Annotated in this window: 11 protein-coding genes; 10 read left to right on the forward strand and 1 reads right to left on the reverse strand. The window is 62.7% G+C overall.

The genetic code is table 11. From position 1 onward, the window contains the following. Window positions 1–57: 57 nt before the first annotated feature. Entirely contained in the window at window positions 58–1,392 is a 1,335-nt protein-coding gene (locus AB8B02_RS20790) for a dihydroorotase (protein ID WP_439065043.1), read from the reverse strand. A 150-nt stretch (window positions 1,393–1,542) separates the two neighbouring features. Between AB8B02_RS20790 and ygfZ the strand changes: the two genes are divergently transcribed. From ygfZ to AB8B02_RS20840, 10 genes are all read left to right on the forward strand, one after another. Then, the gene (ygfZ, locus tag AB8B02_RS20795; RefSeq protein ID WP_439065044.1) at window positions 1,543–2,427 is read left to right on the forward strand and encodes a CAF17-like 4Fe-4S cluster assembly/insertion protein YgfZ; all 885 of its coding nucleotides are present in this window, start codon (window positions 1,543–1,545) and stop codon (window positions 2,425–2,427) included. A gap of 13 nt (window positions 2,428–2,440) precedes the next feature. Then, window positions 2,441–3,067, forward strand: a complete 627-nt coding sequence (locus tag AB8B02_RS20800) for a DNA-3-methyladenine glycosylase I (RefSeq protein ID WP_439065045.1) — start codon at window positions 2,441–2,443, stop codon at window positions 3,065–3,067. A 27-nt stretch (window positions 3,068–3,094) separates the two neighbouring features. Next, complete coding sequence (locus AB8B02_RS20805) at window positions 3,095–3,721, forward strand: YfbR-like 5'-deoxynucleotidase (RefSeq protein WP_439065046.1); 627 nt, start codon at window positions 3,095–3,097, stop codon at window positions 3,719–3,721. A gap of 75 nt (window positions 3,722–3,796) precedes the next feature. Beyond that, window positions 3,797–4,303 (forward strand): tyrosine phosphatase family protein, encoded by a 507-nt coding sequence (locus tag AB8B02_RS20810; RefSeq protein WP_231079197.1) that lies wholly within the window; start codon window positions 3,797–3,799, stop codon window positions 4,301–4,303. A 127-nt stretch (window positions 4,304–4,430) separates the two neighbouring features. Further along, on the forward strand, window positions 4,431–7,124 hold the full coding sequence (locus AB8B02_RS20815) for a DUF2339 domain-containing protein (protein ID WP_439065047.1): 2,694 nt from the start codon (window positions 4,431–4,433) through the stop codon (window positions 7,122–7,124). A 143-nt stretch (window positions 7,125–7,267) separates the two neighbouring features. Further along, window positions 7,268–8,776: a flavin-containing monooxygenase gene (locus AB8B02_RS20820; RefSeq protein WP_439065048.1), complete on the forward strand. Its 1,509-nt coding sequence runs from the start codon at window positions 7,268–7,270 to the stop codon at window positions 8,774–8,776. Window positions 8,777–8,962: 186 nt separating this feature from the next. Further along, complete coding sequence (locus AB8B02_RS20825; protein WP_439065049.1) at window positions 8,963–10,654, forward strand: thiamine pyrophosphate-dependent enzyme; 1,692 nt, start codon at window positions 8,963–8,965, stop codon at window positions 10,652–10,654. Window positions 10,655–10,853: 199 nt separating this feature from the next. Continuing rightward, a complete protein-coding gene (locus AB8B02_RS20830) occupies window positions 10,854–11,636 on the forward strand; it encodes an ABC transporter ATP-binding protein (RefSeq protein WP_439065050.1) in 783 nt (260 codons plus the stop codon). Further along, the gene (locus AB8B02_RS20835; RefSeq protein ID WP_439065051.1) at window positions 11,633–12,481 is read left to right on the forward strand and encodes an ABC transporter permease; all 849 of its coding nucleotides are present in this window, start codon (window positions 11,633–11,635) and stop codon (window positions 12,479–12,481) included. The genes AB8B02_RS20830 and AB8B02_RS20835 overlap by 4 nt, the downstream gene beginning before the upstream one ends. A 31-nt stretch (window positions 12,482–12,512) precedes the next feature. Further along, the gene (locus AB8B02_RS20840) at window positions 12,513–13,481 is read left to right on the forward strand and encodes an ABC transporter substrate-binding protein (RefSeq protein ID WP_439065052.1); all 969 of its coding nucleotides are present in this window, start codon (window positions 12,513–12,515) and stop codon (window positions 13,479–13,481) included. Window positions 13,482–13,505 lie beyond the last annotated feature (24 nt).

Here is a 13,505-nt window from a genome sequence, read left to right on the forward strand (position 1 = left end):
ACCCCGCTGCGAGCTTCGCTCGCATCGACCCTCCCCCACTAGGGGAGGGTGAAGAGTTCAAGCCTTCAACGTCTCCAGGAACTTCACCGTCTCGCCCTGCGACGGCGTGACCAGTTCGCCCTGCCACATCACGCGGCGGCCGCGCACGAAGGTGCCGACGGGCCAGCCGGTGACTTTCACACCGTCATAGGGCGTCCAGCCGGCCTTCGAGGCTACCCAGTCATTGGTGATGGTCTCGGTGCGTTTCAGATCCACGATGGTGAAGTCGGCGTCATAGCCCGCCGCGATGCGGCCCTTCATGGCGATGTTGTACAGCCGCGCGGGACCTGCACTCGACAGATCGACGAAGCGTGCCAGCGACAGGCGGCCGGCATTGACGTGATCCAGCATGATCGGCACCAGCGTCTGCACGCCGGTCATTCCCGAGGGCGACGCCGGATAGATTTTCTTCTTTTCCTCGAGCGTGTGCGGCGCGTGGTCGGAGCCGAGCACATCGATGATGCCCTGACTGATGCCATTCCAGATGCCGTCGCGATGGCTGGCATCGCGCACCGGCGGGTTCATCTGCGCCAGCGTGCCGAGGCGTTCGTAGCATTCTGGCGCCGCCATGGTCAGATGATGCGGCGTCGCCTCGCAGGACGCGACGTCCTTGTGGTCGCGCAAATATTCGATCTCTTCTTTCGTCGAGATATGCAGAACATGGATGCGCTTGCCGGTCTCGCGCGCAAGGTTGACCAGCCGCTGCGTCGCCATCAGCGCCGCAGTCTCGTCGCGCCACACCGGGTGCGAACGGGTGTCGCCTTCGATACGCAGGTTCTTGCGCTCGTTGAGGCGATATTCGTCTTCGGCGTGGAAGGCGGCGCGGCGCTTGATGACCTGGAAGATGCGGCGGAGGCTGTCGTCATCCTCGACCAGCAGCGCGCCGGTGGATGAGCCGATGAATACTTTCACGCCGGCGCAGCCGGGCGCGCGTTCGAGCTCCGGCAGGTCCTGCACGTTCTCGCGGGTCCCGCCGATGAAGAAGGCGTAATCGCAATGCATGCGATGATGACCCCGCTTCACCTTGTCGGTGAAGGTCGCCTCGTCGATGGTCAGCGGATTGGTATTCGGCATTTCGAACACGCCGGTGACGCCGCCCATCACGGCGCTGCGTGATCCGGTCTCCAGGTCTTCCTTCTGTTCGAGGCCCGGCTCGCGGAAATGCACCTGGGTGTCGATCACGCCCGGCAGGATGTGCAGCCCCTTGCAGTCGATCACTTCAGCGGCCGAGGCCGCACCGAGCGATCCGATGGCCGCGATTCGGCCATTGCGAATGCCGATATCGCGCACACCCTCGCCGTCCTGATTGACGACGGTGCCGTTCTTCAAAATCGTATCGAATGTCTGGGTCATCTGGTCTCGTCACAGCCTGTGAATGGCGCGCAGGATGAGCGCGGGCCTTGTTGTCGGCATCTTAGCGGCTTAACTTTAGCTGTCATATCCGCCAGCCGTGATTCACCCTCGGTTCCTGGCTCGTTTATTGGATTTTTCGAGATTTTCCCAATGAAAGCAGCGTTTCTCCCCGATCGGGGTGTGGTGAAAATCGCCGGCGACGACGCCCGCGGTTTCCTCAACAACCTCGTGACTTCCGAGATCGAGGTGGTGGCGCCTGGCATCGCCCGGTTCGGCGCGCTGCTGACGCCGCAGGGCAAGATCATCGCCGACTTCCTCATCACCGAAGCGCCGGCCGGCCATGGCGGCGGGCTCCTGATCGACTGCCCGCGCGAACTGGCACAACCGCTGGCCACCAAGCTCGGCTTCTACAAGTTGCGCGCCAAGGTGACGGTAGAGAATCTCTCCGACGCGTTCGGCGTGCTTGCGGTCTGGGATGGCGAGCCCGGCATGAAGCCGGACCTGACCTTCGCCGATCCGCGCAATGCGGAGCTCGGCTATCGCATCCTCGTGCCGGCGGATCTCGCCGCAAAGACGGCGGCGCTGGTCGGTGCCGAACCGGTCGATGCATCAGCCTATGAAGCGCACCGCATCAGGCTCGGCGTGCCACGCGGCGGAGCTGATTTCGCCTATAGCGACGCATTTCCGCATGAGGCCAATATGGACAAGCTCGGCGGAGTCGATTTCGACAAGGGATGTTACATCGGCCAGGAGGTCGTCTCCCGCATGCAGCATCGCGGCACCGCGCGCACGCGCATCGTCGGCGTCACGCTGGATGGCGCGGCGCCGGCCGCCGGCACCGAAATCCGCGCCGCGGACAAGCCGATCGGCACCATGGGCTCGTCTGCCGATGGCCGTGGCCTCGCCATGATCCGCACCGACCGCGCCAGTGATGCGCTCGATGCCGATGCCGCTTTCCTGGCCGGCGACATCGCCATTCATCTCGCCGACGCCGCTGCCGTACGCGCACTGGCCACGAAGAAGACCCCCGCATGAAAAAGATCTCGGCATGAGCAAACCCGCGATCACGCATGACGACGGCAAGACGCGCTGCCCGTGGCCGGGTGAAGATCCATTCTATGTCGCCTATCACGACACCGAATGGGGCGTCCCGGAATATGACGACCGCGCGCTCTACGAGAAGCTGATCCTCGATGGCTTCCAGGCCGGCCTCTCCTGGATCACCATCCTGCGCAAGCGCGACAATTTCCGCAAAGCATTCGATGACTTTCAGCCGGAAAAAATCGCGCGCTACAGCGAGAAGAAAGTTCATGCGCTGATGAACGATGCCGGCATCGTGCGCAACCGCGCCAAGATCGAAGGCGCGATCCTCAGCGCCAAGGGCTATCTGAAAATCATGGAAGAAGGTGCCGGCTTCTCGAAATATCTGTGGGACTTCGTCGACGGCAAGCCGCTGGTCAACAATTTCAAGACCCATGGCAGCGTGCCGGCCTCGACACCGCTATCGGCCAATATCTCGAAAGACCTGCAGGGGCGCGGCTTCAAATTCGTCGGCCCGACCATCGTCTATGCCTTTATGGAGGCCACAGGCATGGTCAACGATCATCTCGTGACCTGCTTTTGCCACGAGGCCTGCATGGGCCTGAAGCGCAAGCCGCGCCTCAAGGCGAAGTAGCAACAAGAAACTCAAGACCAAGAACCGATGGCCAAATCGAAATTCGACCAAAGATTTTCCCGCGACGTCGCCACCCGCGCCTGGCAACGCATGCTGTCGGGCCGGCGGCTTGATCTGCTCGATCCCTCGCCGCTGGATATCGAAATTGCCGATATTGCCCACGGGCTCGCGCGCGTCGCGCGCTGGAACGGGCAGACCCACGGCGCGCATATTTTCTCGGTAGCACAGCACACGCTGCTGGTCGAAGCCGTGTTGCGCGAGCAGATGCCGCGCGCCGACGAGCGCGTGCGGCTCGCAGCCCTGCTGCATGACGCGCCGGAATATGTCATCGGCGACATGATCTCGCCGTTCAAGGCGGTGATCGGCGGCGATTACAAGGTGATCGAGAATCGCCTGCTCGGCGCCATCCACATCCGCTTCGGCCTGCCGCCAGCGCTGGAGCCCGGGATCACCAAACAGATCAAGGCCGCCGATATGGGCGCCGCCTATCTGGAAGCAACCCGGCTTGCGGGATTTAAGGAGGCCGAGGCAAAGCGTCTGTTCGGCAAGGATCCCGGCCTCTCGGAAGCTATGGTGGAAGATTACCTGACGCCGTGGTCGGCGGGGAAGGCTGAGAAGCGGTTTCTGGCAAGGTTTGAGGCGCTGCTGGCGTAATTTAAACTCCGTCATGCCCGGGCATGACGTGGAGAGAACGGAGCGTTATAACGACGCTCAACAAAAGGTTCCCCGATGATCCACGTCTGCTCGCTCGCCGATCTGCATCCCACCGTGAAGGACACGGCCGCGAGCCACGTGCTCACCATCATGGCCAATGTCGCGCAGGTGCAGCGGCCGCCGTCGATCAGCGAGGCCAATCATCTCAGGGTGCAGGTCGACGACATCACCGAGGTGATGGACGGCTTTGTCGCGCCCAACGAAGGTCACATCACGCAGGTGCTGGACTTCGTCCGCGGCTGGGATCGCGCCTCGCCGCTGGTGATCCATTGCTATGCCGGCATCTCGCGTTCCACCGCCAGCGCCTTTGCCGCCGCCTGCATGCTCAATCCGGACCGCGACGAGCGCGACATCGCGCTGCGAATCCGCGCCGCCTCGCCGATCGCCTCCCCCAACCGCCTGCTCGTGACTCTCGCCGACAAGGCGCTGGGCCGCGGCGGCCGCATGGTCCGCGCGCTCGACGAGATGGGCCCCGGCAATCTGACCGTGATCGGCAAGCCGTTTCGCCTCGATCTGGATTAATTCCAGCAATTACGCGCGGCGCGTGAACTAAAGTTCTCCACGACAACACATACCGATGGCCATGTCCCCGGGCGCCGTTCCGGGGCATGATTGGCGTGTGCCCTGCTTCCTGAAGGTTTGATAGTCGATGTTCGATGATTTCGGTTTCGTCACGCTAGTGATTGCCATCGTTGCCTTCATCTTCGCGCGCAAGGCGCGCAATGAAGTGAAGGTGCTGCGCGCCCGGGTCGACGCCTATGAGGCGCTGCCGCGCGTGGCGGCAATGCCGGCCGCCGTCGCAAGGCCGGACCTCACACCGACCACGCCGAACATTGCATCCGCCCCTGCCGTATCCGAGACTCCAACCGAGGTGACCCGCGAAGCTGCCCCCTCGATCCAGCCGGATGTCCCTGCTCATACTACGCCCGAACCCGCCGCGCCTGTGGAAGCCCCTGCGGCTGGCCCCGGCTTCGAGGAACGCATCGGCACGCGCTGGGTGGTCTGGGTCGGCGGCCTCACGCTGGCGCTCGGCGGCTTCTTCATGGTGCGCTATTCCATCGAGGCCGGCCTGCTCGGCCCCGAAGTGCGCGTGCTGCTCGGCGGCCTGTTCGCCCTGGCACTGCTTGCCGTCGGCGAATTTGCGCGCCGCAAGGAAAGCCTGTCTGCGATTGCACCGCTGCCCATCGCCAATATTCCGGCGATCCTCACAGCGGCCGGCACTGCCGTCGCCTTTGCCACCGTCTACGCCGCCTATGCGCTGTACGACTTCCTCGTCCCCGGCACGGCCTTCGCCCTGCTCGGCATCGTCGCCATGTGCACCATGGCCGCGGCATTGCTGCACGGCCCGGCGCTCGCGGGCCTCGGCATTGCCGCCGCCTTCGTCACGCCGGTTTTGGTGTCGTCCGGCAAGCCGGACTACTGGGCGCTGTATATCTATCTCGCCATCGTCATGGCGGCTGCCTTCAGCCTCGCGCGTATCCGGCTGTGGCGCTGGTTGGCGCTGACCACCATCGTCTTCGCGACGCTGTGGACCCTGCCGGGCCTCGACGCCGGCACACCGGCACTCGCGCCCCATGCGTTCCATGTCCTGGCCGGCTTCATATTGGCCTCACTGCTGGTCGTCTGCGGCTTCCTGTATGGTCCGCCGGCCGAAGAAGGCCGCATCGAAGGCATCTCATCGGGCGCACTCAGTGCGAGCTTGCTCAGCGCGACGCTGGTCGTACTTTCCAGTTTTCATGCCGACATGGCCATGGTGACATTCGCGCTCGTCGTCGCCGGCACACTGTTCGTCGCCTGGTACGCTCAAGCCGCCACCGCGGCGGTTGCCGTGGCCGCAGGCTTCGTCGCCGTGGTCTTCCTGGAATGGGCCATCCAGGGCAATCTCGACATGCTGGTGCTGCCCGGCGGGCCACTGGCGGGCATCGGCGCCAGCCCGGTGGAAAGCTCGGTGTCGTTGCATCTCGCCTCCGCGGCGGTTTTCGCCCTCGGCTTCGGCGTGCTCGGCTTCCTCGCACAGGGCCGATCCGTTAGCGCCGTTATTCCGGTGATCTGGTCGGGCGCCGCGGTATTCACGCCGCTGGCGCTGCTGATCGCGCTCTATGCCCGCATCGCGCATCTCGATCGCTCGATCCCCTTCGCCATTCTCGCCGTGATCATCGGCGCAGCCTTCGCGGCCGCCACCGAACTACTCGGCAAGCGCGAGCCACGTCCGGGCCTCGCGATCTCCACGGCGCTGTTCGCCACCGGTACCCTCGGTGCGCTGGCGCTGGGGCTGACCTTTGCACTGGAGAAAGGCTGGCTCACCATCGCACTGTCGCTGATGGCGCTGGGCACAGCCTGGATCTCCATGCAGCGGCCGATCCCGTTCCTGCGCTGGCTCGCGGCCATCCTTGCCGGCATTGTCGTCGCCCGGATGGGATGGGAGCCGCGCGTGGTCGGAGATCTCGTCGGCACCACGCCGATCTTCAACTGGCTGCTATGGGGTTACGGCGTGCCCGCTACTTCGTTCTGGGCCGCCAGCATCCTGATGCGCCGGCGCGGCGATGATGCACCGCTGCGCATGGTGGAGTCCGCAGCGATCCTGTTCACGGTGCTGCTGGCCTTTATGGAGATCCGCCACTTCGTGAATGGCGGCGATGTCTATCGGTCCTCCTCGAGCCTCACCGAAGTCGCGCTGCAGGTCTGCGTCGCGCTGGCCATGGCAATCGGGTTGGAACGCCTGTGGGAGCGGAGCCGCAGCATCGTGCACAGCGTCAGTGCCGGGTTGCTGACACTGTTCGCCGGCGTCGCAAGTCTCGGCGGGTTACTGTTCCTCACCAATCCCGGCATCTGGCACATCGATGTGGGCGGCGTGGTCATCAACCTGCTGCTGCTCGGCTATGCCCTCCCCGCGGTGCTCGCTTTGCTGCTGTCCTATGCCGTCGCCGGCCGTCGCAAGCCGGCCTACGGCAACACCATCGCCGGTGGCGCGCTGGTGCTAGCCCTGATGTATGTGACGCTGGAAATCCGCCGCATCTATCATGGCCCGATTTTCTACAACGCCGCGATCACCGATGCCGAGCAATATACGTTGTCGATCGCATGGCTCGGCTTTGGCGTCGTGCTGCTCGGCATCGGCATCCTCGTCAACTCTCAGCGCGCGCGGCTCGCCTCTGCCGTGGTGATCGCATTGACGGTGCTGAAGGCGTTCCTGGTCGACATGTCGTCGCTCACCGGCGTCTACCGCGCACTGTCCTTCATGTGCCTCGGCCTCGTGCTGGTAGCCATCGGCTGGCTGTATCAGCGCATCCTGTTCTCGAGACGCGCACAGTCACCCGCGGCGGCCCCTGCAGCAGAAAGCTGACGCCTCTCCAGCGCAATTCCCGCTTGCGCATTCCCTGCGATCGTCAATGATACCGATCGCGGCGATCTCCGGCCTTAAACCGGGGATCGCCGCATAAAAGCATCCGCGCACCAAGCGCGAGAGCCAAAAAAGATCGGGAGCCCATGAACGTCCAGCGAAAGATCGCCACAGATCCATCCGTCGAAAACTCCCCCGAACATGTCGATGTCATCGTCGTCGGCGCCGGGATCTCCGGCATCGGCGCCGCTTATCACCTCACCAAGCAAAATCCGGACACGCGTTTTCTGGTTCTGGAAACCCAGGACAGTTTCGGCGGCACCTGGCACACCCATCGCTATCCCGGCATCCGCTCCGACAGTGACCTGCATACGTTCGGCTATCGCTTCAAGCCCTGGACATCGGCGCCCATCGCCACCGCTGCGGAAATCCTGCGCTATATGGGGGACGTGATCGCCGAGAACGGCCTCGACACGCATATCCGCTATCGCCACAAGATATTGTCTGCCAACTGGTCGAATGCCGACAGGCTCTGGACGCTCACCGTCATCCGTCACGACACCGGCGAGACGCTGAACTTCACCACGCGTTTTCTCTGGATGTGTCAGGGCTATTACAACCACAATCAGGGCTACACGCCGCAATGGCCGGGCATGGGCCGGTTCAAGGGCCGCCTGGTGCATCCGCAGACCTGGCCGGAAGATCTCGACGTCACCGGCAAGAAGGTTGTCGTGATCGGCTCCGGCGCGACTGCCGCGACTCTGGTGCCGGCCATCGCCGATAAATGCGCTGAAGTCACCATGCTGCAGCGCTCGCCGACCTTCTTCATCACCGGCCGTAATGCCAACGCGCTGGCGGAGACGCTGCGCGAGCTGGATGTCGACGAAGAATGGGTCCACGAGATCGTCCGCCGCAAGATCCTGTTCGATCAGCAGGCCTTCACCAAGCGGACGAACAGCGAACCGGAGGTGGTGAAAGAGGAACTGCTGAAGGGCGTACAGGCCTATCTCGGCAAGGACTACGACATCGCCACCCATTTCACGCCGCGCTACCGACCATGGCGGCAGCGTATCGCCTTCATTCCGGATGGCGACCTGTTCCAGAGCATCAAGGCCGGCAAGGCGAGTGTCGTCACCGACGAGATCGAGACCTTCACGGAATACGGCATCACGCTGAAATCCGGCAAGACGATCGACGCCGACGTGGCCGTCACCGCCACCGGCTTCAATCTCAACATGCTCGGCGATATCGCCTTCTCCATCGATGACGCACCGCTGAATTTCTCCGACACTGTGACCTATCGCGGCATGATGTTCACCGGCGTGCCGAACATGGTGTGGATCTTCGGCTATCTCCGTGCCAGCTGGACATTGCGTGTCGATCTCGTCGCCGACTTCGTCTGCGGGCTGCTGAAGCACATGGAAGAGACCGGCACGACCACAGTGACGCCGATGCTGCGGCCCGAAGACCGCGACATGCCGCTACTGCCCTGGATCGATCCGGAGGACTTCAATCCCGGCTACATCATGCGCGGCATGCACCTGTTGCCGAAGCGCGGCGACAAGCAGGAGTGGCAGCACAACCAGGACTACTGGAGCGACAAGAACATATTTCCGGCCATCGCCTATGACGATCCGATCTTCCGATACACGTAACAAACGTTCAACACATCGCGCATTTCTCCAAGCATTGCGCAAACATAATTGACCATCATGAAACCGTTTCGCGGTTCAGCTATTGCTGCAGTGCGACCACTCGGCTCCAATCACAATTGGACCGACCGCATTGCTGCATCAGCCCGCCTCCCGGCGGAGAGCCAATTCTAGAAATCGGAGCCCCCAATGTCGAAAACTGTCGCGGATGAGATTGTCCATGTTCTTGAGGCGATTGGCGTACAGCAGATTTTCGGCCTGATCGCCGACTCGCTTAATCCTTTGGCGGACTCGGTCCGGCGCAGCAAGATCGAATGGGTCGGGGTACGGCACGAGGAAGGCGCAGCGCTGGCCGCCGCAGGCCAGGCCAAGCTCACCGGCAAGCTCGGCGTTTGCGCCGGCTCCACCGGGCCCGGCAGCACGCATCTCGTCGCCGGTCTCTATGAAGCGGCGCGCGATCACGCCCCGGTGCTGGCACTCTCGGGCGAAATGGCGCGAGCAGCAAAAGGCGTCGACTTTTTCCAGACCACCGAGCCGGACCTGCTGTTTCGCGACGTCGCACTCTACACCCAGACCATCACCACCGCCGCGCAGGCGCCCGGCGTGATCCATCAGGCCATCTCCACCGCCTATGCAGGGCCTGGCGTCGCGCATCTGACGCTGCCTGTCGACGTGCTGTCGTCGAAAGCCGAAGGGGCGACAGCGAGCCTTGCCACGCTGGTGCCACGCGGCGAGATCCTCCCGAATGATGCCGCCATACAGGAAGCCGCCCGCCGCATCGACGAAGCCAGCAGCGTTGTCATCATGTGCGGCCATGGCGCCATCGGCAGCGCCGAACTCCTGCGTGCGCTCAGCGACAGGCTGAAGGCGCCACTGGTGCATTCGGTGCGCGGCAAGGAGATCATGGCGTTCGATGACGTCCGATGGATGGGCGGTCTCGGCATGATCGGCACCAAGGCCGTCTACAATGCTGTGCATGATTGCGACCTGCTCGTCATGGTGGGCACCGACTATCCCTATTCCAACTTCCTGCCGCGCAAGGGCAATGTCATCCAGATCGACGTGCGCGCCGAAGCACTGGGACGGCGCACACCGACGAGCCTCGGCGTCATCGGCTCGGCACGGCCAGCGCTGAAGATGCTGCTGGACAGGGTGCAGACCAAGACCGACGGCCAGTTCTTCGAGACGACCAGTCACGCCCGCAAGAAGTGGGATGAGATGCTCGACAAGCAGGCCGACCCGGCCCGTAGCAAGAACAAGATCCACCCGCAGGCCGTCGCGCGCATCGCCAGCGATCTCGCACGGCCCGATGCAATCTTCGTGTTCGACACCGGTCTGAACACGCTGTGGTCGGCCAACTGGATCCGCCAGAACGGCACCCAGCGCATCATCGGCTCGTTCAACAATGCCGCGGTCGGCACGTCCGTCGGCCAGGGCAACGGCGTGCAGATCCTCGATCGCAGCAAACAGGTGATCGTGCTCACCGGCGACGGCGGCTTCAACATGCTGATGGGCGAATTCATGACCGCTGTGCAGCACAAGCTGCCTATCAAGGTGATCGTTTACAACAATTCGGCACTGGGTCTGATCACGCTGGAAGCCGAAAGCATCGGCCTGGCGCCGTTCCGCGAAGCCATCGAATTCCCCAATCCCGATTTCGCCGCACTGGCGCGTGCCTGCGGCGCGCAGGGCTTTACGGCCAAGCAGCCGGGCGATCTGAAGAAGGCCATCGCCGACGCGCTGGCCTGTGACGGACCCGCCATCGTCGATTGCGTGGTCGCTGCCGACGAAATCCCAAACCTGCCGCATGTGGACGCCGCCATGGTCGGCAATTACGCGCTGGCCAAGATCAGGGAAGCGGTGATGGCCGTCACGGGTTGATGCGCGAACTGTTCGCCAAAAATGCACTTCGGCGTGCCTGCTCAATTTATCGCCGAGAATAATTCCAGCCTGCCCAAAGCCGGGGCAAAACACTTCAAGCCTCAAGCTATCCGCAGAAAACCTGCGCGATTGCTTGAGGCTTTTTCGCGTCCAAGATGGCACGCAGCTTGCGTATGTGCGGTACCCAGGAAACCGCATCATGCCGCCGAAACAAGTTCAGCTCACCATCCAGAACATCAGCAAGTCGTTTGCCGGCAAGGGCGGCGACGTCAATGTGCTCGACGACCTCTCCTTCACCATCAACGAGCGCGATTTCGTCAGCATTATTGGCCCCAGCGGCTGCGGCAAGACGACCATCTTCAACATCATCGCCGGCCTGCTGGAGCCCGATGGCGGCACTATCACCTATCGCGGCAAGGAAATCGAAAGCCTGCGCGGCCGCATCGGCTACATGATGCAGAAAGACCTGCTGTTTCCGTGGCGCACGGTGATGGGCAATGTACTGCTCGGGCTGCAGACTCGCGGCGTCGACCAGAAGGAGGCCGAGGAGAAAGCGCGCGAGTATCTCAAGCAGTTCGGCCTCGCCGGCTTCGAGAACGCCTATCCCAAGACCCTGTCCGGTGGAATGCGCCAGCGCGTGGCGCTGATCCGTACGCTGATCATGGATCCCGACATCCTGCTGCTCGACGAGCCATTCTCGGCGCTGGATTATCAGACGCGGCTGTATCTCGAAGGCGTGCTCAAGGATGCGGTCCAGAAATTCAACAAGACGGTCATCCTCGTGACCCATGACATCGACGAGGCGGTCGCGCTGTCGAAGCGCGTCGTCGTGCTGTCCGGCCGCCCGGCACGGGTGAAGGTCGTGCATGAGATCGACATCGAGGCAACCTCACCCATCACCGCGCGCAACGACGTGAAATTTTCAACTTATTTCAAGACGCTTTGCGCCGAACTCGATATCCAGACGGAGACAACATCATGAGCCTCGTGATGTCCGGCACATCCGCGCGCAAGAAGACCGCACCGCGCAAGAAGCGATCGACCTTCGACACGACGCTCGGCCGCGCGGTGTTGCAGCTGCTCGCCGTCGCAGTGTTCTTCGCGCTATGGGAGGCCGGCGTGCATGCCGGCTTTATCTCCGCCTTCCTGATGGGATCGCCCTCCGGCATCTTCGCCACGTTCTATAAACTGATCCTAAGCGGCGAACTGCTGTCGGATTCCTGGTACACGCTGTTCGAGGCCATTTTGGGCTTCATCATCGGCACCATCTTCGGATCGCTGTTCGGTCTGGCGCTGTGGTATTCGGTGTTCGTCGCGAAGCTGGTCGAGCCCTTCATCGTTGCCATCAATTCCGTGCCGAAGATCGCGCTCGCGCCCATCGTGGTGCTGTGGTTCGGCACCGGCCTGATATCGAAGGTCGCACTCGCCGTTTCACTCACTGCACTGGTAGCGCTGATCGCCGCTTATCAGGCGGCCAAGGATGCCGACGTCGATCTGCAGTCGCTGATGATCTCCATGGGCGCCGACAAGCATCAGGTGTTCTGGAAGGCTGTGGTGCCATCCACACTGCCGTCGATCATCGCCACCTTCCGCATCAATATCGGTTTCGGCCTGGTCGGCGCCGTTGTCGGCGAGTTCATCTCGTCGCAGCGCGGCCTCGGCCACATGATCTTCCTCGCCTCCAGCCTGTACGACCTCAACTCGGTCTGGGTCGGGCTGTTCACGCTGATGATCCTCGGCTTCGTGCTCTATTACGTCATCGACATCATCGAGCGCACTTCGCTGCCGTGGAAGCAGGCGACCACCTCGCATCAGGTCCAGGTTTAATCCCCCCTTTCCACCATAACGGAGACGTTCTATGTCGTTGTTGAAGCGTATCACCGGCGCGGTCGCGCTGGCTGGAATCCTGCTCGCCACGCCAGCGATGGCGCAGAACAAGAAGGTGGTGTTGTCGCAGGCCTTCCAGTCGATGCTGTATTTGCCGCTCTATGTCGCCATCAATGAAGGCTTCTTCACCGCGCAGGGCCTCGACCTCACCAAGGAAACCGCAGGCTCGCCCACGGTCGCACTCTCGGCAGTGATCTCCGGCAGCGCACAGTTCTCGATCCATGGCCCGGAATGGACAGCCATTGCGGCCTCCAAGGGCGCGCCGGTCGGCATCATCGCCAATGTCGTCAACGGCGCCGCCGTGTGGATCGCGACCGCGCCGGATTTCAAGTTCACCGACGTCAAGAGCCTGAAAGGCCAGAAAGTGGTCGTCGGCACCATGCCGACCACCAGCACCTCGCTGTTCCTGAAGCTGCTGAAGGAGAACGGCATGGACGGCAAGACCGATGTGGAGATGATCCCCGTCGCGATCGGCAGCGAACCGGGCCCGTTCCTCGCCAAGCAGGCTGACGTCGCCGTGATGTATGAACCCGGCCTCGATCAGGTGGTCGCCAAGGGCATGAAAGTGGTCTACGGCTTCCCGAAGAGCTATGGCGCCTATGCATTTTCGTCGGTGACGGCGCGCAATGATGTCAATCCGGATCTGGCGCAACGTGTGACCAACGGCATGGAAATGGCGATGCGCTTCATGAAGAAAGATCCTGCCAAGACCGTAGCCATTGCGCAGAAGGAATTTCCAACGCTGGATCCGGCCGTGATTGAATCCGCCGTCAAGCGTATGCTGGCCGACGGCGTCTATCCGGACAGCGTCGATATTTCTGCACCCTCGCTGAAGATCTCCATGGACACCCAGATCGCGCTCGGCAATCTCGCGGCCCAGCCTGACTATGACAAGTTTGTCGTGAAGAAATATATCGAGCCCGCATTGGCGATGAAGTAATATCGAACGCGCGCAGCCTCGCGG

The sequence above is a fragment of the Tardiphaga sp. 862_B3_N4_1 genome (genome assembly GCF_051811085.1).
Classification (GTDB): Bacteria; Pseudomonadota; Alphaproteobacteria; order Rhizobiales; family Xanthobacteraceae; genus Tardiphaga; species Tardiphaga robiniae.